The sequence below is a fragment of the Streptomyces sp. NPDC021224 genome, assembly GCF_044332905.1.
Taxonomy (GTDB): Bacteria; Actinomycetota; Actinomycetes; order Streptomycetales; family Streptomycetaceae; genus Actinacidiphila.
The window spans coordinates 308,903-328,053 of the sequence record NZ_JBIRPW010000002.1 but is presented as its reverse complement, the minus strand read 5'-3'; the positions used below and the strand labels follow the sequence as shown (position 1 = coordinate 328,053).

Annotated in this window: 20 protein-coding genes and 1 pseudogene; 14 read left to right on the top strand and 7 right to left on the bottom strand. The window is 72.5% G+C overall.

From position 1 onward, the window contains the following. Positions 1-6: 6 nt before the first annotated feature. On the bottom strand, positions 7-444 hold the full coding sequence (locus ACH4PY_RS06530) for an ATP-binding protein (protein ID WP_398176610.1): 438 nt from the start codon (positions 442-444) through the stop codon (positions 7-9). 113 nt (positions 445-557) lie between these two features. Here ACH4PY_RS06530 and ACH4PY_RS06525 point away from each other — a divergent pair, with 113 nt between their 5' ends. The 7 genes from ACH4PY_RS06525 (at position 558) to ACH4PY_RS06495 (ending at position 8,486) form a co-directional block, all read left to right on the top strand. Beyond that, positions 558-1,400, top strand: a complete 843-nt coding sequence (locus ACH4PY_RS06525) for a Scr1 family TA system antitoxin-like transcriptional regulator (RefSeq protein ID WP_398176608.1) — start codon at positions 558-560, stop codon at positions 1,398-1,400. Continuing rightward, positions 1,397-1,654 carry a DUF397 domain-containing protein gene (locus tag ACH4PY_RS06520; protein ID WP_398176606.1) on the top strand — a complete coding sequence of 86 codons (258 nt, stop codon included), beginning with the start codon at positions 1,397-1,399 and terminating at the stop codon, positions 1,652-1,654. The genes ACH4PY_RS06525 and ACH4PY_RS06520 overlap by 4 nt, the downstream gene beginning before the upstream one ends. 114 nt (positions 1,655-1,768) lie before the next feature. After that, on the top strand, positions 1,769-2,389 hold the full coding sequence (wrbA, locus tag ACH4PY_RS06515; RefSeq protein WP_398176604.1) for an NAD(P)H:quinone oxidoreductase: 621 nt from the start codon (positions 1,769-1,771) through the stop codon (positions 2,387-2,389). Between the two features lie 360 nt (positions 2,390-2,749). Then, the gene (locus ACH4PY_RS06510; RefSeq protein WP_398176602.1) at positions 2,750-4,030 is read left to right on the top strand and encodes a hypothetical protein; all 1,281 of its coding nucleotides are present in this window, start codon (positions 2,750-2,752) and stop codon (positions 4,028-4,030) included. Continuing rightward, complete coding sequence (locus tag ACH4PY_RS06505; RefSeq protein ID WP_398176600.1) at positions 4,027-6,165, top strand: polysaccharide pyruvyl transferase family protein; 2,139 nt, start codon at positions 4,027-4,029, stop codon at positions 6,163-6,165. The genes ACH4PY_RS06510 and ACH4PY_RS06505 overlap by 4 nt, the downstream gene beginning before the upstream one ends. A gap of 119 nt (positions 6,166-6,284) precedes the next feature. Continuing rightward, positions 6,285-7,688 carry a glutamate decarboxylase gene (locus tag ACH4PY_RS06500; protein WP_398176598.1) on the top strand — a complete coding sequence of 468 codons (1,404 nt, stop codon included), beginning with the start codon at positions 6,285-6,287 and terminating at the stop codon, positions 7,686-7,688. Positions 7,689-7,769: 81 nt separating this feature from the next. After that, complete coding sequence (locus ACH4PY_RS06495) at positions 7,770-8,486, top strand: hypothetical protein (RefSeq protein WP_398176596.1); 717 nt, start codon at positions 7,770-7,772, stop codon at positions 8,484-8,486. On the opposite strand, the gene ACH4PY_RS06490 is transcribed toward ACH4PY_RS06495, so the two are convergent. After that, on the bottom strand, positions 8,483-9,574 hold the full coding sequence (locus ACH4PY_RS06490) for a PP2C family protein-serine/threonine phosphatase (protein ID WP_398176594.1): 1,092 nt from the start codon (positions 9,572-9,574) through the stop codon (positions 8,483-8,485). The two genes, ACH4PY_RS06495 and ACH4PY_RS06490, sit on opposite strands and share 4 nt — an antisense overlap. A 109-nt stretch (positions 9,575-9,683) precedes the next feature. Here ACH4PY_RS06490 and ACH4PY_RS06485 point away from each other — a divergent pair, with 109 nt between their 5' ends. From ACH4PY_RS06485 to ACH4PY_RS06460, 6 genes and pseudogenes are all read left to right on the top strand, one after another. Further along, the gene (locus tag ACH4PY_RS06485) at positions 9,684-9,899 is read left to right on the top strand and encodes a dodecin (RefSeq protein WP_031525150.1); all 216 of its coding nucleotides are present in this window, start codon (positions 9,684-9,686) and stop codon (positions 9,897-9,899) included. A 211-nt stretch (positions 9,900-10,110) separates the two neighbouring features. Beyond that, positions 10,111-10,578, top strand: coding sequence for a hypothetical protein (locus tag ACH4PY_RS06480; protein WP_398176591.1), 468 nt, complete (start codon positions 10,111-10,113; stop codon positions 10,576-10,578). Next, positions 10,575-11,651 carry a rod shape-determining protein gene (locus tag ACH4PY_RS06475; RefSeq protein ID WP_398176589.1) on the top strand — a complete coding sequence of 359 codons (1,077 nt, stop codon included), beginning with the start codon at positions 10,575-10,577 and terminating at the stop codon, positions 11,649-11,651. Before ACH4PY_RS06480 ends, ACH4PY_RS06475 begins: the two co-directional genes overlap by 4 nt. A gap of 170 nt (positions 11,652-11,821) precedes the next feature. Then, positions 11,822-12,157, top strand: a complete 336-nt coding sequence (locus tag ACH4PY_RS06470; protein WP_398176587.1) for a type II toxin-antitoxin system RelE/ParE family toxin — start codon at positions 11,822-11,824, stop codon at positions 12,155-12,157. Continuing rightward, a complete protein-coding gene (locus tag ACH4PY_RS06465) occupies positions 12,154-12,477 on the top strand; it encodes a multiprotein-bridging factor 1 family protein (protein WP_398176585.1) in 324 nt (107 codons plus the stop codon). Before ACH4PY_RS06470 ends, ACH4PY_RS06465 begins: the two co-directional genes overlap by 4 nt. Positions 12,478-12,567: 90 nt before the next feature. Beyond that, positions 12,568-12,885: pseudogene (locus ACH4PY_RS06460) on the top strand (IS110 family transposase); the annotation flags it as partial. Positions 12,886-12,893: 8 nt separating this feature from the next. On the opposite strand, the gene ACH4PY_RS06455 reads toward ACH4PY_RS06460, so the two are convergent. Next, on the bottom strand, positions 12,894-13,154 hold the full coding sequence (locus ACH4PY_RS06455; RefSeq protein WP_398176583.1) for a Txe/YoeB family addiction module toxin: 261 nt from the start codon (positions 13,152-13,154) through the stop codon (positions 12,894-12,896). Further along, a complete protein-coding gene (locus tag ACH4PY_RS06450) occupies positions 13,151-13,408 on the bottom strand; it encodes a type II toxin-antitoxin system Phd/YefM family antitoxin (RefSeq protein ID WP_031525166.1) in 258 nt (85 codons plus the stop codon). Before ACH4PY_RS06450 ends, ACH4PY_RS06455 begins: the two co-directional genes overlap by 4 nt. 265 nt (positions 13,409-13,673) lie before the next feature. Between ACH4PY_RS06450 and ACH4PY_RS06445 the strand changes: the two genes are divergently transcribed. After that, positions 13,674-14,831, top strand: a complete 1,158-nt coding sequence (locus tag ACH4PY_RS06445) for a DUF3103 family protein (RefSeq protein ID WP_398176580.1) — start codon at positions 13,674-13,676, stop codon at positions 14,829-14,831. Between the two features lie 70 nt (positions 14,832-14,901). Here ACH4PY_RS06445 and ACH4PY_RS06440 read toward each other — a convergent pair whose 3' ends face one another. From ACH4PY_RS06440 to ACH4PY_RS06430, 3 genes are all read right to left on the bottom strand, one after another. Beyond that, positions 14,902-15,408, bottom strand: coding sequence for a nuclear transport factor 2 family protein (locus ACH4PY_RS06440; protein ID WP_398176578.1), 507 nt, complete (start codon positions 15,406-15,408; stop codon positions 14,902-14,904). Between the two features lie 114 nt (positions 15,409-15,522). After that, on the bottom strand, positions 15,523-17,694 hold the full coding sequence (locus ACH4PY_RS06435) for an MMPL family transporter (protein ID WP_398176576.1): 2,172 nt from the start codon (positions 17,692-17,694) through the stop codon (positions 15,523-15,525). Continuing rightward, entirely contained in the window at positions 17,694-19,124 is a 1,431-nt protein-coding gene (locus tag ACH4PY_RS06430; RefSeq protein ID WP_398176574.1) for a flavin-containing monooxygenase, read from the bottom strand. The genes ACH4PY_RS06435 and ACH4PY_RS06430 overlap by 1 nt, the downstream gene beginning before the upstream one ends. Positions 19,125-19,151: the final 27 nt, after the last annotated feature.

Sequence of the window (19,151 nt, the reverse complement as noted above, 5' to 3'; positions counted from 1 at the left end):
GCGCCCTCAGCCCGATGTCTCGCGCGGGGCGAACTCGCACCACACGACCTTGCCCGGATGCCGGTCCGCCACGTCCCATTTGTCGGCCAGCGCCCCGACGAGCGCGAGCCCGCGCCCGTCCTCGTCGTCGGGCGCCACCTGAGGCCGGTCCGTCGTCGGGACGCCGGCGGGCCACGGATCGCCGCTGTCGTGCACCTCCACCCGCAGCACCCCGCCCTCCCCGCGGCTCAGGTGCAGCAGGAACCCGCGTCCGGGCGGCACCCCGTGCAGCAGCGCGTTGGTCGTCAGCTCGCTGACACACAGGAGTACGTCGTCGGTTCGGCCGACCACGCAGTCCCACGCTTTCAGCGCCTCACGCGTGAACTCCCGCGCGGCGGGAATCGAACGCCGCTCCCGGCGGTAGAACTGCTCCCGCACGTCGGCCTCTTGTGCCTCATCACTCATGACCGTCAGGGTCGCGCACAGTGATCGCCCTCTTCCAGAGTGGTAACCCGTACATTTACGATGTACGGGTTAGCAGCGATACACGGAGAGTTGAAGTGGGGTAGGCCATAGCTATGGCAGCAGCAACGCCACGAAAGCGGCGACCGCCCAAGAAGAATCCCACTCCGTTCGAAACTCTGGGCGCCCAATTAGCACAGGCGCGTATCGCGGCGGGCTACACGCAGACCCAACTGGCCGACATACTGGTCATCAGCGTGGCCAAGCTGGAGTCCATCGAGCAGGGCCGCCGCCCCCTCACTCCCGACCTGGCCAAGCAGCTCGACCTGCTGCTGCGCACGAGTGGCGTGCTGGAGGTCGGTGTGCAGCACCTGCCGGACGACCAGGGCGCCATCGCCATGTGGGCCCTGGAGTTCATCGACGTGGAGAAGACCGCGATCGCGATCTCCTCGTACCAGACTCACGTCCTGCCGGGTCTGCTCCAGACCGAGGCATACATGCGTGCGGTGTTCGGCAACCGGGTGCCGCTGCACGACCCAGACGAAGTCACCCGACAAGTCGCCGCTCGGCTTGAACGGCAGGAGATCCTGCAACGCCGGGTGCCGCCGTCCTTGAGCTTTGTCCTGTCCGAGGCACCACTCCGGGACCGGATCGGCGGTATGGAAGTCCATCAGGAACAGCTCCGGCACCTCCGCAACTGCGCGGATATGCCAGGCCTCACCCTCCAGATTTTGCCGGTCGGGGTCACCTCTCATGCAGCTCTCGACGGCCCCTTCGTACTCTTGGAAACGCCGAAGCACGAACTCCTCGCCTACACCGAAACGCAGCGCACCAGTCGCCTCATCCGCGACCCGGAGGACGTCAGCATTCTGGCCCAGCGGTATGCGATGCTGCGCACGCAGGCCCTCAACACCCAAGAAACGAAGGGCCTGTTGGAGCAGATGCTAGGAGAGGCATGACCGAGTCACTGAAGTGGTTCAAGTCGAGCTACAGCAACGACGAGGGCGGCGCCTGCGTCGAGGTGGCCCACCACTGGAAGAAGTCCAGCTACAGCGGCAGCGACGCGGGCGACTGCGTCGAGGTCGCCGCTCACCCCGGGGCGATCCACGTACGGGACTCCAAGGACCCCGAGGGCCCCGCCCTCACGTTCAGCCCCGCCGCGTGGGCGGCCTTCGCCGCCTTCGCCGCGGCTCAGGACGTACCGAGCGCGTAATCGCCCGCCACCGGGGCGGGGGCCCGGCGCGTTGAGCGCGCCGGGTATCCGTGGACGGACGGTGACCGTAGGGTCGTCTACCGTCACACGACCCCGCCCCCAGGAGGCACCGTCATGACCGACGTCAACGTCGCCGTCATCTACTACTCCGCCACCGGCACCATCGCGCGTATCGCCGAGGCCATCGCGGAGACCGCGAAGAAGTCCGGCGCCGATGTGCGGCTGCGCCGCGTGACGGAGCTGGCGCCGGACGCCGCGATCGACTCCAACCCGGCCTGGCGGGCGAACGTCGAGGCCACCGCGGGGATCCCGGTCGCGGAGCCCACGGACATGGAATGGGCGGACGCGGTGATCTTCGGGACCCCGACCCGCTTCGGCAACGTCACCAGCCAGCTCAAGCAGTTCCTCGACATGCTCGGGCCGCAGTGGCAGGCGGGCAAGCTCGCGGACAAGGTCTACAGCGGCTTCACGTCCAGCGCGACCACGCACGGAGGCCAGGAGTCGACGCTGCTGGCCCTGTACAACACGATCCACCACTTCGGCGGGATCCTGGTCGCCCCCGGCTACACCGACCCGTCGAAGTTCGTGGACGGCAACCCGTACGGGACGTCGCACGTCGCCGGGCAGGGTGACCTCCCGGTCGGCGAGCAGACGCTCACCGCCGCGCGCGTCCAGGCCGAGCGGGTCGTCCGCTTCACGCGTGCGCTGAAGTCAGGCCTGGCCGACGGCTCCTGAGTCCCGCACCAGGACGACGACCTTGCCGGTGGTGTGCAGGCGCAGGAAGTCGGCGCAGGCCTGCGCGCCCTCGGCGAGGGGGTAGCGGCGGCCGAAAACGGCCCGCGGGGGTCGTGGTCGGCCGCCCCGACGCCCGCGGGGTGTTCCGCCTCCCCGCAGCCGACGACCTCGCGGGCGCCCAGCTCGTGCACCGCACGCCCCGCACGTCACACGTCGCCCGTTCGACGGGTAGTCAGAAGACGATGTTCCGCCGCCTGACACCACGTGTTCACGTCCAGACCATGGGCCCTTACCGCCCCCTCTCCTAGTGTTTCAGGCCACCCCGCGGGCCCGTCCGGGGCTGTGGACGCTTGGAGCAGCATGACGAAGACCACCCTCGGGCGCCGCCTGCTCGGCCTCGCCCTGCCGGGACGCGGCGCCGGTCCGCGCGCCACCACCGGCACCGCCACCGCGGCCGAGTGCCTGCGGCTCTACGAGGAGACGGGTGCGGCAGGCGGCGAACTCGCGGCCGCCGTCACCGCCGTACGGGACCGGCAGGCCGCGGGCGGCGACCTCACCGACGCCCTGCTCGCCCTCGGCTCCGCCGCCCTCCGCGCCGCACAGCCCGCCCTCGCCCGCGCCGCCGCCGACGCGGTCCTCGCCCGCCGCAAGGGATCGCGCGGCGCCTGGCAGCTGCGGGGCCGCGCGCTGGAGGCCGCCGGTGACCTCGGCGCCGCCGTCACCGCGTTCGAGGGCTACCTGGAACACACCCCCGCGGACTCACCCGGCGCCGCCGACGCCACCGCCCGCATCAGCGCCCTCCGGTCGGCCGCGCGTTGGCGCTCCGCCATGCTCGGCGCCCTCGACGGCACCGACGCCGGTGACGTCACCGCCCTCGCGGACGGCCCCTTCGACGCCTTCGAAGCCGCCGTCACCGCCCACCTCGACACCCGGCTGCCGCTCGCCGGACCCGAGGAGACCGCACGGCTCGCCCCCGCCGTCGCCCTCTACGCCGACCGCCGCCGCACCCACCTGCGGCCCCCGCTGCCCGACCCGCTCTTCGGCGGCACCGCCCGCCTGCGGATCGGCGAATTCCGCAACCTCGTCGCCGGACGCTCCGTCGCCCTCGTCGCCAACTCCCAGTCCCTCGCGGAAACCACGCTCGGCGCCGAGATCGACACCTACGACCTGGTCGTCCGCTTCACCTCCTTCCGCCTCGACCCCGAGGCCACCGGCGAACGCACCGACATCCACGTCACCGACCACCGCAGCCCGCACAACTGGCGCGTCCCCGTCACCACCCGGCTCGTCCTCGCCGACAAACCCGCCGACTGGCGGCACGCCCTGCGCGAACGGATGGTGCCCGGAGCGCAGCACTTCACCGGCGACGACTCGCTGCGCAGGCCGCTGCGGGGCGTCGGCGGGCTCGGCACGGACGCCTGGCCGGCCGCGCTCACCTGCGGCTTCGAAGCGGTATGGCTGCTCGACTTCCTCGACGTCAGCCCACGGCTCGACCTCTACGGCTTCGACTTCTTCACCACCGAGCCCTTCCGGCTCACCGAGGCGTCGGCCACCGCCACGCCGACCGACTACACACGCGAACGGGAGTGGGTCCTCGCCCGCGCCCAGCACGTCCGGGGCCCGGTGATCTCCCTCCGATGAGCGTTCCTTCCTCCACCGACCGCGCGGACGTCCACTCCGCCACGGCGATCACCGGCAAACGGCGTATCGCCTTCGCCGCGTACGCCGACACCGGGCGGCTGCCCGGGGTCCTCGCACTCCTGCGCAGCCTGGCGCTCACCAACCCGGGAGTCTGCGAGGACTTCGTCCTCCTCCACGACGCGGACGCGGCGCTGCCGGATGCCGCGCTGGACGAGGCGCACGCCCTCCACCCGCGGGTGGACCCGCGGGCCGCCACGCCGGGGGCGCATCCGCTGCTCTCCCTTCTTGAGGTGGACGACTACGACACGGTCGTGGCGTTCTGCGCGGACACCGTGGTGACGGGGCCGGTGGCCCCGCTGCTCACCCTGCGCTCCGCCTCGGCGGCGACCGCCGCGCCCGGTGCGGTGGTCCTCCAACGGGAGGACCTGACGGCGCTGAGAGCTCGGGCGCTCGGCAGGGGGGCAACCACCGGCGGCGCGAGCGCGCACCCCGACGCCGAGGCGCTGGGCCTCCTGCGCAAGGAGCTGGGCTTCGCGGAGATCGACGGGGGAAACCTCGCGCGGGTCGGTGAGGTGGAGGGCGCGCCCTCCGTGGAGGAGGTGCAGGAGGCGTACCTCAAGGCGCCCGGGGTCACCCACCCGGAGCTGCTCGTGCACTTCGGGGAGCCGTACGTGCGGCGGACCGGGGACGTGGGGGCCGCGCGGCGGGTCGCCGCCGCGCACATCGGGGCCGGGCACTACCAGGAGGCCGTCGACACGATGGCCTCCGTCCGGCTCGGCCTCGGCGACGCCTGGCCGCACGAGGTGTACGGGCACGCCCTCATGAGCGTGTCCCGCTACGCCGAGGCCCGCACCCACCTGCTCGCCGCCACCGCCGCCCCCGACCACGCGGCACCGGCCTTCGCCCGGCTCGCCCAGCTCGACTGGGTACTCGGCGACGACGCGGCCGCCCACCGGCACGCCCTCGCCGGTCTCGACGCGGACCCCACGCACGGGCCCAGCGAGGAGATGCGGCAGCGGACCGTACCGACCGCGGCGGAGAGCGCCGCCGAACCGGGCGGGCAGCTCACGCACGTCGCCTTCTACATGCCCCACCAGGGCAACGCCGGGGACAAGCTGCTGCCCGAATCCGTACGGCTCGCCTTCGGGCCCGACACCGGGCCGCGCCGCTGGAACGCCGTCCACGCGCACCGCCTCTTCGGCGAGGCCGCGCTCAAGGAGGCCAACTCCCGGCGGGCACTGATCGTCGGCGGCGGCGGGCTCTTCATCCCGGACACCGCGCCGAACGGCAACAGCGCCTGGCAGTGGAACGTCCCCGACGACGTGCTGCGCCGCCTCGACGTGCCCGTCATCGTCTACGCGGTCGGCTTCAACGCCTTCGACGGCCAGTCCTACCGCGCCCGTCGCTTCGCGGAAGCGCTGCGCACGCTGGTCGAGAAGTCGGCGTTCTTCGGGCTGCGCAACCACGGCTCCATCGAGAAGGTACGGGCCATGCTCCCCGCGCACCTGCACGACCGGGTGCGCTTCCAGCCCTGCCCCACGACCGTCACCCGGCACCTCGTCCCCGGCTGGACCGACCCGGCCGAACGCGAGGACACCGTGCTGCTGAACGCCGCCTACGACCGGGCCGGCCTGCGCTTCGGCCACGACTACGGCCACTTCCTCGCCGAGATGGCCGCCGCCGTACGGGCCATCGGCGAGCACGCCGAGGTGCGATGCGTGGCGCACGCGCAGGCCGACGAACGGTTCGTCTTCGACCTGCGGCGCGAGCACGGCATCTCACTGCCCGTCGTCCCCATGTACGACTACGACAACCCGCAGATCACGGACGCGTACGCCCGTACCCGGCTGGTCATCGGCATGCGCGGGCACGCCGGGATGATCCCCTTCGGCTGCGGCACGCCGATCCTCAGCCTCATCTCGCACCCGAAGATGGCGTACTTCCTGGCGGACATCGAGCGGCCCGAGTGGGGCGTCTCCGTCCACCATCCGCGCCTGGGCGCGGTGCTCGCGGAGAAGTCCCTCGCGGTCCTTTCCGCGCACGGCGCGGCGGTGGCGGACGTCCGCGAGCGTCAGCTCGCACTCTGGGAGGCCACCCGCTCCAACGCCCAGGAGCTGCACACCTTGGTGGGGTGACCCACCGCCCGGGGAGGCACCCGTTTTTAGGGGCGCGTGGGGGTACCTCCCAGGCGCCCCTAGAAGAACAGACGAGGGCCCGGCGGCGCAGGCGCAAAGTCGCACGTATCGTGACAAACATGTCACTGCACAAGGGCTCGGGCTCCGAGCGCTCCGTCTCCGTGAACCCCTTCTTCCTCGGGGACGCCGACCCCGTCGGCAGCATGGCGGCGGCGCCGCCCAAGCACCGGCTCGCGGACGGGGCGATGTCGCCGCACGCCGCCTACCAGCTCGTGCACGACGAGCTGATGCTCGACGGCAACTCGCGGCTGAACCTCGCGACGTTCGTCACGACGTGGATGGAGCCGCAGGCCGACGTCCTGATGGCCGAATGCTTCGACAAGAACATGATCGACAAGGACGAGTACCCGCGCACCGCCGAGCTGGAGCGGCGCTGCGTGTCGATGCTCGCCGACCTGTGGAACGCGCCCGACCCGGGCAAGGCCGTGGGGTGCTCGACGACCGGGTCGTCGGAGGCGTGCATGCTCGCCGGGATGGCGCTGAAGCGGCGGTGGACGAAGCGCACCAAGGGCTATCCGGGGTCGGTGCGGCCGAATCTGGTGATGGGCGCGAACGTGCAGGTGTGCTGGGAGAAGTTCTGCAACTTCTGGGAGGTGGAGGCGCGCCTGGCGCCCATGAGCGGCGACCGGCTGCACCTGGACGCGGATTCCGCGCTCGCGCTGTGCGACGAGAACACGATCGGCGTGGTCGCCGTCCTGGGCTCGACGTTCGACGGGTCGTACGAGCCGGTCGCCGAGATCTGCGCGGCGCTGGACGCGTACGAGGAGCGGACCGGCGTGCACATCCCGGTGCACGTGGACGGGGCCTCGGGCGCGATGATCGCGCCCTTCCTCGACGAGGACCTGGTGTGGGACTTCCGGCTGCCGCGGGTCGCCTCGATCAACACCTCGGGGCACAAGTACGGGCTGGTCTACCCGGGGGTGGGCTGGGCGCTGTGGCGGGACGCGGACGCGCTGCCGGAGGAGCTGGTCTTCCGCGTCAACTACCTGGGCGGCGACATGCCGACCTTCGCGCTGAACTTCTCCCGGCCCGGCGCGCAGGTGGTCGCGCAGTACTACTCCTTCCTGCGGCTGGGCCGGGACGGCTACCGGGCGGTGCAGCAGACCAGCCGGGACGTCGCGGGCTCGCTGTCCGCGCGGATCGCCGAGCTGGAGGAGTTCCGGCTGGTGACGCGGGGCGACCAGCTGCCGGTCTTCGCGTTCACGACCGCCCCGGACGTCACGTCCTTCGACGTCTTCGACATCTCCCGGCGGCTGCGCCAGCACGGCTGGCTCGTGCCCGCGTACACCTTCCCGGCGGACCGGGAGGATCTGGCGGTGCTGCGGATCGTGTGCCGCAACGGCTTCTCCGAGGACCTCGCCGACCTGCTGATGGACGACCTGCGCCAGCTGATGCCGTCCCTCCACAAGCAGCCGCACCCCCTGCACGGCCCCAGCTCGGTGGCGACCGCCTTCCACCACTGATCCGGCGCCCCGCGCACTGTTCACCGGCCCGCGCCAGGTCCTACCCTGCGCGAAACGGTCCGCGCCAGGGGGGAGCAGGGTATGGAGCCCTCGTCGTTAGCCGCAGCGGCACTGCGGGTGGTGACCGGCGCCTCGCCGGTCCCGGAAGAGCAGCGGACGTCCGTGCAGGAGCTGGTCTGGGCGCGGCTGGGCGGCAGCGCCCTCGGGGCGTCGGCGCTGGCCCGCTTCCACCAGCAGCCGGGTGAGGGGGCGGCGGGCATCGTGGAGTCCGTCCTGGCCGACGAGCTGCGCACGGACCCGGCGTTCGCAGCCCGGCTGACCGCGGCCCTCCGCCCCGACCCGGCATCCATCCCCGCACCGCCTGCACCTCCGCCGCCGCCCGCGCACAAGCCCGCCGTTCCCCCGCCGAGGCCCGCCGCTCCCCCGCCTCCCGCGGCTTCCGCCTCGCGCACCCCGCGCACCCCGCACGCCACGGCGACCGTCGCGTCGGTGCCCGTCCTGAACCCGGCCGGGACGCGCAAGGTGCTGCTGCTGGGCTTCCCCCAGGCGTTCGCGTGCTACACCGCCTTCAGCGTCCTCGTGCACGCGGACGACTCCGACTGGGAGCTGCTCTACTCCCTGCTCCTGCTCGGTTCGATCGCCATGGCCGGATACGGCCTCCGCCTCGGCACCCGCCTCCTCCGGCTCGGCGGCCGCGGCGGGATCCTCGTCACCGCCGTGCTGATCGACCTGGTCGTACTGGTCGGCCTGGTGGTGCACCTGGTGCAGTGGCTGACGTTCCTGGACCGTTACAACTAGTCCCGGCGCACCGCGAGCATCGCGCGGTCGTCGGTGTCGTTGGGGCTGTGTGCGGTCCAGGTGGCCAGGTCCTCGCGCAGGGCGTCGACGAGGGCCTGCGGGGTGGGGAGGGGGCCGAGGGCGGGGAGGCGGGTCTCGGGGTCGTAGAAGGTGCCGTGGCGGTCGCGGGATTCGGTCACGCCGTCGGTGACCAGCAGCAGGGTCGCGCCGTGCGCCATCTCCAGCTCGTCGGGGGCCGAGCGGGCGCTGCTGAGGTGGTGCATGCCGAAGGGCAGGTCGGGGGTGGTGGGCATCAGGGTGCGGACCGCGCCGTCCGCGGTGACGAGGTAGGGCGGCGGGTGGCCGCGGTTGACCAGGCGCAGGGTGCCGCAGCCGGGGGTCTCGTACTCGGCGATCACCCCGGTGGTGAAGCCCTCGAAGAGGGACTCGTCGCCGGCCAGCGCCTTGTACCGGTCGAGCGCGCGGTCGAGCCGTCCGGCCAGCCGCAGCAGGTCGGGCTCGTCGTCGGCGGCCTCCCGGAAGGCGCCGAGCAGCACCGCGACCGCACCGACCGCGCCCATGCCCTTGCCGCGGACGTCGCCGATGAGCAGCCGGATGCCGTACGGGGTCTCCTGGGCGGCGTAGATGTCGCCGCCGATGCGCGCCTCGGAGGCGGCGGCGTCGTAGCGGGCGGCGATGCCGAGCGGGCCGATGCGGGTGGGCGGGGCGGGCAGCAGGGCGCGCTGGGCGGCCTCGGAGACACCGCGGACGGTGGCCAGCCGGCGGCCGTAGCGCTCCAGGGCGCGGTTGACGCCGATGGCGACGGCGGCGGACACGAGGACGGTGGACATGTTCGCGATGCCGCGATGGGTGCTGACCTGGCCTTCGCCGATCGTCGTCAGGACGATCGCGGCGAGGGCGAGCAGGCATGTGACGATCGTCGCGCGCAGTGCCTGGGTGGCCCCGGCGAGGACGCAGGCCGTGGCGAAGAACGGGTCCCCGGTGTACTGGACGGGGGTCGCCACGTCGAAGGCGACACCGCTGAGCAGCAGCGCTCCGGGAAGCCAGCGCACGACGGGGGCCGACCACGACGACGTCACGATGCCCATTTTATGCGGATCTGCGGCCGTCCCGCCCGGTCTCCGCCGCCGTGCGGTCCCGGCGGGCGTGCGGCACGGTGGAAGGGCACCGCGAACCCCAGCGAAGGGCAGTTCCGCCATGGCCGAGCACACGTACCGCGTCACGGAGATCGTCGGCACCTCGAAGGACGGCGTCGACGCCGCCGTGCGCAACGGCATCGCGCGCGCCGCGCAGACGCTGCGCGACCTCGACTGGTTCGAGGTGACGCAGATCCGCGGGCACATCGAGAACGGCGAGATCGAGCACTACCAGGTGGGCCTGAAGGTCGGCTTCCGCCTGGAGGACGCGGACTGACCCCGGACCGACCCCCACCCCGTTCGGCCCCCGCCGGGGCCGTCGTGGCGGCGAAACGCCCGCATGGCGCAGCCCCGTACGGCCCAGCCTTCCTCGCATTGTCGGACTGATCGTCAGATCATGAGGTCATCAAGGCGGGTTTTGTACGGTTCTGGCCGGATATCGCATGATCGCACGATCCCGCCGTCCGCCCACGGACCCGGGAGCCGCCATGAGCCAAGCCACCCCCGCACCGCAGCCGCCGCCCCCGGGCCCATCGGGGCGGCGGCACGACGACGACCGCAACTCCTGGGCAGCCGCCGGGACGGTCTTCGCGGGCATCCTGCTGCTGGTCGGCGGTGTGCTGGCGATCCTGGAGGGCGTCGTCGGCATCGGCCACGACTCCGTCTACATCGTCACGCGCGGTGACTACGTCTACAAGTTCAGCGTGCGCGCATGGGGCTGGATCCACCTGATCCTCGGGATCGTCGCGGTGTTCGTCGCCCTGCTGATCCTGCGCGGCGCGACCTGGGCGAAGTACCTCGGCATCGGGATCGCCGCACTCAACATGATCGCGAACTTCATGTTCCTGCCCTACCAGCCGGTGTGGTCGATCATCATGATCGCGGTCGACATCTTCGTCATCTGGTCGCTGGCGACCTACCGTCCCGCGCCGAGCTGGCCCGGGGACCACCGGTGATCGGCCTGGCCGGAGTGACCGGCGTCAACAGCCTCATCACCCAGAACCCGACCCTCGACCAGCTGCGCCGCTGCAACGTCGCCGTCGACCTCGGCGCCTCCCGCACCCGCGTCTACCTGCGGGGCAGCGGCCTGGTCGCCGACGAGCCGAGCGTCGCGGCGGTCGACGTGCGCACCGGGGCGCTCATCGCCGTCGGCGGCCACGCCGAACGGATGGCCGGCCGGACCCCCGCCCACATCCGGGTCTCCCGGCCCGTGGCGGGCGGCGCCGTCGTCGACATCGCCATGGCCCAGCGCATGCTGCGGCACATCCTCGGCGACAAGCTCGGCCGCAAGCGGCTGCGCGCCCCCATGCTGCGGGCGGCGGTCTGCACCCCGCACGGCAGCGAGCCCATCGCCCGCCGCGCCGCCGTCGAGACGATGTACGGGCTCGGCGCGCGCCGCGTGGAACTGGTGGACACCCTCATCGCGGCCGCCGTCGGCTGCGGGCTGCCCGTCGAACACCCCGAGGCCACCATGATCGTGGTGTGCGGGGCGGGGACCACGCAGGTCGCGGTGCTGTCGCTGGGCTCGATCGTGGCGGCCGAGACCGTACCGATCGGCGGTGACGCCATCGACCGGGCCGTCGTCCAGCACCTGCGCAACGCGCACGAACTGATGCTGCCCAGCCAGTCCGTCCGCCCCCTGCACCGCATGCTGGGCGCCCCCGCCGAGGGCGGCTCCCTCACCACCGAGGTGCACGGCCGGGACGTCGTCAGCGGCATGGTCCGCACCGTCACGATCGAGACCGAGGGCGTACGGCACGCGATGCGCACCCCGCTCACCGCGGTGCTCGACGCGATCACCGGCGTCCTGCGGCACTGCCCGCCCGACCTGGTCGCCGACCTCGGCGACCGCGGCATCATGCTCGCGGGCGGCAGCGCGCTGATGCCCGGCCTCGACCTGATGCTGCGCCAGGCCACCGGCATGCCCGTGCTGGTCGCCGACTCCCCCGCGACGGTCGCGGTGGAGGGCCTCGGCGCGATGATCGAGGGCCGCGTCCGGCCCCTGCACCTGGACCCGCTGACGGTCTGAGCGGGGCGCGACGCGTCGCACGGCGGCGGCCACCGCGGTTGCGGTGGCCGCCGCCGCACGGCCGAGGGCGCCGCACACCGGGACAGCCATACCATCCACGCCATATATCATTGACGGTATGGGTCAGGACCGGTACACGGTGGAGATCGAACCCGAGGTGCGCCTCTGGAGTGGAAAGCCTTTCGCCGAACGCGTACGTGCTCGTGGAGCAGAAAGTCGACCGGCTGGCCGAGCACGCCGCCACGCTGGGCGAGCCGTACAGCCGCCATCTCGGCGGCAAGCTTCGCGAGCTGCGCTTCGACCTCGACGAGCATGCGTGGCGCATCACCTACTGGCTCGCCCCGGAACGCCATATCGTGCTCCTGACGACCTTCCGCACGACACGGATGCGCGAGACCGCGGAAGTGGAGCGTGCCCGGGTCGCACAGGCCACCTGTGAGGCCTGGCACGAACCGGCCGGCGAGCACGCCGTCTACAGCCGCGACATCAAGGAGGAACTGCGATGAACCACGCCGAGTGGAAGACCCGCCGCCACCGCGCGCTCCTCGGCGAAGACGTCGACTCCGCGGGCGCCGCGACGTACGACCGCCTCTACGAGGAGGCCGAACTCGCCCATGACCTAGGGCAGATGGTCTACGACCGGCGGACCGCGCTCGGGCTGTCCCAGGCGGAGCTGGCGTCGCGGTGCGGCATGCAGCAGCCGCAGATCTCGCGGATCGAGGGCGGCGGCACGGTGCCCACGATCCCGCTGCTGCGGCGCCTGGCCAAGGCCCTCGACGCCGAACTCACGATCGGCCTCGCCCCGCACGGGGACGCCGCGGCCTGAGGAGCGGGTCCGGCCCCGGGGGGCATCAGGTGTGCACCTCACCGTCTACAAGCGCGCCGCGCTCGGGCTCGCGCTCGGCGCGGGCTGCGCGCTCGCGTCGCAGGGGCTCGGCCTGCCCGCCGCTCACGCCGACACGCCCGCCGCGGCGCGGCAGGGCTCGCAGGTCGGGGCCGCCGAGGACACCGTGGCCGTCGGCCTCGCCTCCAACGCGTCTTTTCCACCTCCGCGCTGATCAGCATCCGCTGCTGCGACGAGTCCCGCCGCTTCTACGACCGCAAGCGCGCAGAAGGCAAACGGCACACCCAAGCCGTCCTCGCGCTCGCCCGCCGACGGGTCAACGTCCCGCGGGCCCTGCTGCGTGACGGAGGGCGCTACGACCCCATACCGCCCGTCACGTCCACCACTTGACAACTCCGTCAGGATTCGTAGTGGTAGCGGCACTGGGCGATCAGCACCGAGTCGTCGGTGACCTTGTAGATCAGCCGGTGTTCGTCGGTGATGCGGCGCGACCAGTAGCCCTGGAAGCCGTGCTTGAGGGGTTCGGGCTTGCCGATGCCCTCGTTGCCGTTGCGGGTGATGTCGGCGACGAGTGTGTTGATCCGCTTCAGGACGCGGCGGTCCTGGAGCTGCCACCACAGGTAGTCCTCCCAGGCGCGGGAGGAGAACACGATCTTCACTCGGGCTCGACCAGCTCCCGCACCGTTCCGCCGCCGTTCTCCAGCTCGTCGATGGACGCCAGCAGGCGGCGGGCGTTCGCGGGGCTGCGCAGCAGGTAGGCGGTCTCCCGCAGGGACTCGTAGTCCGCGAGGGAGACGATGACGACGGGCTCGTGGCCGGCCCGCGTGATCACGACCTCTTCGCGGTCGTCGGTCACGGAGTTCAGCACCTCGGCGTATCTCGCCCGCGACTCCGAATACGACATGGTCTTCACTGGGCACCTCCTCCTCACGTACAGAAAATTGTACGCCCCGCCTCCGGTCGGGGCAACGGACCGGCGTGCGGCCGAGCCGTCGCACCTCGTTCACCGGTTGGCCGGGAGACGGCTTGTCCTTGTTGACATGCAACGGTCACGATGGTCGGGCCGGGATCTCTTCGCGTAGATCGCCGCGCGCGAAGCGATCGGCTCCGCCTCGAACCACCCCCGACCGCGGCCGCCCGGAGCGGCGGGCGCGGGAACGTCTCCAGGAGGAACCTCCGTGCACCTCACCGTCTACAAGCGCGCCGCGCTCGGGCTCGCGCTCGGCGCGGGCTGCGCGCTCGCGTCGCAGGGGCTCGGCCTGCCCGCCGCTCACGCCGACACGCCCGCCGCCGCGCGGCAGGGCTCGCAGGTCGGGGCCGCCGAGGACACCGTGGCCCGGTCGCTCGCCGCCTCCCTCGGCGCGGCGGACTGGCGGGCCCGGGTGCGGGACGCCGCGCTCGGCTCCGCACCCGTCGGCCTCGCCTCGCTCACCGCGGGCCGGGCGGCGCCCGCCGCCCTCGCGGGGGCCGTGGCGGGCGCCGAGCAGCGCATCGCCGCCGCCAAGGGGCTGGGCGCGGACGCCGGGCCGCTGCTGCGGCTACGGCTGGGCGCCGACGCGATGCGGGCCGCGCTCACGCCGGACGCCGTGCCGCTGGTCGCCGTGGCCGCCGACGACGACCACGCCGCCACGGTCACCGCGTACGACAGCGCGGGCCGCGCCCACACCCTCAGCGCCACACGGATCCCGCGGCAGGCCGTCTACGTCGTCGATCTCGACGTGGACCGGGCGACCGCCGCGGGGCTCGCCCAGGTGGACAAGGCCCTGGGCAAGGCGGGCCTGCGGTCGGCCGCACCCGCCCCGGCCACCGCACCCGCCGCGTCCACCGCCGCTCCCGCGGCCACGGGCGGCTACTGGACGACGAAGATCGACTCCGTCCACCTCAACGACGACGAGGAGCCCTGGCCCCTCGGCGACGCCGAGATCTACTCGATCGTCACCGGCTTCGGCCTCGACGGGAAGGTGCGCGTCGACACCGTCGACATGCCCTACCTCGACGACGACGGCACCACGTACTACCCCAACCAGATCCTGGTCAGCTGGAACGCCTACAAGTACAACCTGGCCGACGTCGTGATGATGGAGGCCGACAGCGACACCAACTACGCCGCGCTCGCCAAGGCGCTCGCCGACGCGCTGCTGACGATCACCGACCAGGGCGCCTACATCCCGCTGGTCGACGCGATCCTCGACGCGCTGCCGTCGTCCTGGTACACCAACGACGACGACTACGTGGACTCCTGGTACACCCTCGGCACGACCTCGTCGGGCGTGCTGAACGGCGCCCGCGGCAACGGGCGGATGACCGTCGAGCCGTACTGGGTCGCCGCGTTGTAAGCACCCCGCGAGACGGTGGAGGGCGGGCCCGCGATGCGCCACGCGGGCCCGCCCGGCTTCCTCGGCGGCGTCAGGCCGCGGGGGCCGCGGGGGCCGCCGGGGCCACTGCCGCGCGGAAGGGGCCCGGGTCGCCGACGGGCGGGGCGGACGCCTCGGTGACGCCCTGGGCGGCGAGGGTGTCCAGGACGGACGCGAGCAGCGCGGTGTCGCAGTAGATGTGCAGCTCGGTGATCTTGCCCCAGGCGATCCGGATGACGTGCACGCCCTGGTTGGAGTAGTGGTTGCCCTCGCGGTCGGTGAGGTGGTCGACCCACTCGACGAAGGCCACGGTGTCCCAGGGCCAGCCCTTCGCCGAGACCTTCGTCAGCTCGAACCGCAGGTCGGGCAGCAGCGCGGCGAGCCGGTCGTACCACTGCTGGATGCGCCGGTTGTCGTGCCGGCCGCCGCCCAGGGCGTGCGAGCCGGAGAACCAGTGCTCCGCCGCGGGCGTGAACTGGCGGACGATCGCCGGGTAGTCGCCGCGGTTGACCTCGGCGAAGGACTTGCGCAGATTGCGTCGGACGATGGCGTGGTACACGGTCACCTCTGCTGGTCGGTCGGCTGGCGGGTGGGGTGGTGGGGGCCGCCGCCCCCCGTTCGGGCTCCGGCGGCGGCCGACGCTTGCGCTCCGCACCACCATGGTGACGCTTCGTCAGCCCGTGCGCGCGTATTCCGACCGTGCCGATTCGGCCGCGATGTCGCCCTCGCTCAGCCCGAACCGCTCGTACATCCACCGCAGCGGCGCCGGGGCCCACCAGTTCCACCGGCCCAGCAGGGCCATCAGGGACGGGACGAGCAGGGCCCGCACGATCGTGGCGTCCAGCAGCACGCCCAGCGCCGTACCGAAGCCCAGCTCCTTGATGAAGACGATGCGGGAGGTCGCGAGCGCCCCGAGCGCGACGCAGAACAGCAACGCCGCCGCCGTCACCACCCGCCCGGTGCGGCCGAGGCCCAGCGCGACGGCCTCCCGCTCCCCCGCGCCCGCGTCCCGCGCCTCCTTGATGCGGGCGAGCAGGAAGACGCCGTAGTCCGTGGACAGCCCGAAGACCATCGCGAAGAGCAGCACCGGCTGGGTCGCGTCCAGCGCGCCCTGCCCGCTCGTGCCGAACAGGCCCGCCCCGTGGCCGTGCTGGAAGATCACGGTGAGGACGCCGAAGGTCGCGCCGAGCGTCAGCAGGTTCATCAGCACCGCCTTGAGCGGCAGCACGACCGAGCCCGTCATGAGCAGCAGCACGAGCATGCTGGTGAGGAGGACGATCGCGGCGGCGACGGGCAGTCGGGCCACCAGGCTCGTCCGCAGATCGACGAAGGTCGCGCTCTGGCCGCCGACCGCCGTGTCCCCGGGGGCGGGCAACGCCCGGATGTCCTGCACCAGTTGGCGCGATCCGCCGCTCAGGCCCGGCTCGCGCGGGGCGGCCCGGATCAGCCAGGTGCCGTTGTCGAGCCGCTGGGGCGCGGAGACGGCCGCGGCGCCCGGCAGGGCGGCCACCCGGTCGCGCAGCACGGCCAGTTGGGGCCCGGCGGTGGGCCCGGCGCTCACCACGACGGTGACGGCCTCCAGCGGGTCGGCCGGAAAGCGGGCCCGCAGCGTGTCGTCCACGGTCCTGCTGCTCGCGGTGGACGGCAGCGAGCCGGGCCCGACGGTGGTGAACGCCACCCGGGCGAAGGGCAGCGCCAGCACGACCAGGAAGGCGCTCGCGCCGACCGCGACGAGCCCCGCGTGCCGCATCACCCCGCGCGCGAGCGCGAACCACCCGCCCTCGGTGCTCTCCGGCTTCTCCAGCGCCCGGTGCCAGCGCGCGGGGGCCAGGAAGTCCAGGTGCCGCCCCAGCACCCGCAGCAGCGCGGGCAGCACCAGCAGCGCGACCAGCACCGCGGACAGCGCGACGAGCAGCCCGCCGACCGCCATCGAGTACAGGAAGCGCTGCCGGAAGACGAACAGCGCCGCCATCGCCGCGCTCACCGTCAGCGAGCTGAAGACGATCGTGCGGCCCGCGGTGCGCAGCGTCACCCCGATCGCGCGCGGCACGTCCGGATCGACGGTCAGCTCGGTGCGGAAGCGCGAGACGACGAGCAGGCTGTAGTCGATCGCGAGGCCGAGGCCCAGCGCCGTCACGAGGTTGAGGGAGAAGATCGACAGGGGGGTGAAGCTGTCCACGATCCGCATCCCCAGCAGCGTCAGCACGACGTTGAGGCCGCCGATGAGCAGCGGCAGCGCGGACGCGACGAGGCTGCGGAAGATCCACAGCGACAGCACGAACAGCACCGGGAAGGCGGCGAGTTCGGCGATCTCCAGATCGTGCTGGACGGTCTTGACGACCTGGTTGCCGACGACCTCGCTGCCGCCGAGCTTCACGTAACGGTCACCGGCGGTCGCGTGCAGCAGCCGCTTGACCGACGCCTGGTAGTGCGCGGCCGCGCCCGGCCGGGCGCTGAAGTCGCCGACGACGAGGGTCTGCCGGCCGTCCTTCGACACCAGGGCGGGGTCCTGCGTGCGGTCGTAGGAGCGGACGACGGCGAAGGTCCGGTCCGCGTCCATGAGCGCGGCCACCTTCGCGGCCTCCCGCCGGGTGCGCGGGTCGGTGGCCGGGGCGCCGGTGTCGATCAGGGCGATCACCCCGCCGTCGCTGTGGATGCCGGTCGCCTTCTCGATCCGGTCGTCCGCGCGGACACTGCCGGAGCCGGGCGTGACGAAGTCCGGGTTCCCGCCGGTCAGCCGGGACGCGACGGGGGCGCCGATCACCGCGGCGAGGACGGCGGCCGCGAGGGCGGCGAGCAGCATGACGCGGGCGTGCCGGGTGGCGAGCCGCGTGAGCAGGGTCATCACGCGGCGCGCTCCTGGTGCTCCGGCTGCTGCGGGAGGGCGACGGCGTCCGCGACGGGCGGTGCCGGATCCGGTGACGGTGCCGGTGGCTGCGCAGGTGGCGGGGGTTCGACGCCGAAGCGGCGGACGAGCTTGCGCAGGCGCGCGCGGTAGGAGAAGTGGTCGACCTGGAGCCAGTGCCGCTCGGAGTCGTAGTAGGTGATGCCGCCGCCGAGCCGGTCGGTCGTGACGGGCTCCGCCTTCGCCTTGCGGAACCACACCGCCCGGCCCGGGTCGGTCCGCAGCAGGTGCAGGTAGCGGGCCATGATCTGCGCCTGGTAGTCCATGATCGGCCAGTTGCCGGTGGACGTCTGGAAGTAGCCGATGACGAACAGGTTGTCGTACGCCGGGTGGAAGGCGCTCAGGTGCAGCGCGGGCGTGCGGCCGGTCCAGTTGAGGTGCTTGCGGTCGATGAACGGGAACTCCGTCATGCGGTAGCCCGTCGCGTTCACGATGACGTCGATCCGCTCCTCGCGGCCGTCGGTGAACAGCACCCGGTCGCCGCGCAGTTCGGCGATGTCGGGGCGGGCCGCCACATCGCCGTGGCCCAGCGCGTACAGCAGCGTGGAGTTGATCACGAAGTGCTCTTCGAGCAGCTTGTGCGCGGGCTGCGGCAGCCCGTAACCGGCCGGGTCGCCCGCGCTGTTCAGGCGCAGGAACAGACCGCCGAAGGCGCGGACGACGGGGCGGGGCAGCCGCCACCTCAGGACGTTCTCGTAGAGGACGTCGGTGGGCACCCCGAACAGGTACTTCGGCCAGTAGTAGCAGCCGCGCCGGATGCTGAGGAAGGTCGCGGCGGCGTTCTGTGCCGACTCCACCGCGATGTCGCAGCCCGATGTGCCGCCGCCGACGACCAGCACCCGCTTGCCGCGCAGGGGGGCCGGGTCGCGGTATTCGCACGAGTGCAGCACCGTGCCGTCGAAGCGGCCGGGGTAATCGGGCGAGCGCGGGGCCCAGTTGTGGCCGTGGGCGATCACGACACCGCCGTAGCGGCGCACTTCGCCGCCGTCGAGCGTCACGTACCAGTCGGGTGAGCCGTCACGGCGGTCGATCCACTCCACCGTGCGGTGGCACTCCACGTGCTCGGTGACGCCGAAGTGGGCCGCGTACGCGCGCAGATACGCGTGCGCGTGGGTGCGGCCGAGGTAGGTCGGGTAGTCCGCGGGGATCGGGAAGTCGTCGTACTGGATGTACGGCTTCGACGTGATCAGGTGGATCGAGTCGTAGGCGGCGCTGAACGGGTTGCCGCCGTTCCAGTTGCCGCCGACGTCGTCGGCGCGCTCGATCACGTCCACGTCGAAGCCGAAGCTCTTGAGGTTCTTCGCGGCGGCCAGGCCGCCCGCCCCTGCGCCCACGACGCAGTAGGCGTCCGACCGGTCGAGGGTTCTCACGGGGTTCTCCTGGGGGTGGGGGGATGG

Excerpts from the sequence above, each read along its gene's own strand:
- ACH4PY_RS06530 (WP_398176610.1), bottom strand. The coding sequence starts at position 444 with ATGAGTGATGAGGCACAAGAGGCCGACGTGCGGGAGCAGTTCTACCGC.
- ACH4PY_RS06525 (WP_398176608.1), top strand. The coding sequence starts at position 558 with ATGGCAGCAGCAACGCCACGAAAGCGGCGACCGCCCAAGAAGAATCCC.
- ACH4PY_RS06520 (WP_398176606.1), top strand. The coding sequence starts at position 1,397 with ATGACCGAGTCACTGAAGTGGTTCAAGTCGAGCTACAGCAACGACGAG.
- wrbA (WP_398176604.1), top strand. The coding sequence starts at position 1,769 with ATGACCGACGTCAACGTCGCCGTCATCTACTACTCCGCCACCGGCACC.
- ACH4PY_RS06510 (WP_398176602.1), top strand. The coding sequence starts at position 2,750 with ATGACGAAGACCACCCTCGGGCGCCGCCTGCTCGGCCTCGCCCTGCCG.
- ACH4PY_RS06505 (WP_398176600.1), top strand. The coding sequence starts at position 4,027 with ATGAGCGTTCCTTCCTCCACCGACCGCGCGGACGTCCACTCCGCCACG.
- ACH4PY_RS06500 (WP_398176598.1), top strand. The coding sequence starts at position 6,285 with ATGTCACTGCACAAGGGCTCGGGCTCCGAGCGCTCCGTCTCCGTGAAC.
- ACH4PY_RS06495 (WP_398176596.1), top strand. The coding sequence starts at position 7,770 with ATGGAGCCCTCGTCGTTAGCCGCAGCGGCACTGCGGGTGGTGACCGGC.
- ACH4PY_RS06490 (WP_398176594.1), bottom strand. The coding sequence starts at position 9,574 with ATGGGCATCGTGACGTCGTCGTGGTCGGCCCCCGTCGTGCGCTGGCTT.
- ACH4PY_RS06485 (WP_031525150.1), top strand. The coding sequence starts at position 9,684 with ATGGCCGAGCACACGTACCGCGTCACGGAGATCGTCGGCACCTCGAAG.
- ACH4PY_RS06480 (WP_398176591.1), top strand. The coding sequence starts at position 10,111 with ATGAGCCAAGCCACCCCCGCACCGCAGCCGCCGCCCCCGGGCCCATCG.
- ACH4PY_RS06465 (WP_398176585.1), top strand. The coding sequence starts at position 12,154 with ATGAACCACGCCGAGTGGAAGACCCGCCGCCACCGCGCGCTCCTCGGC.
- ACH4PY_RS06435 (WP_398176576.1), bottom strand. The coding sequence starts at position 17,694 with ATGACCCTGCTCACGCGGCTCGCCACCCGGCACGCCCGCGTCATGCTG.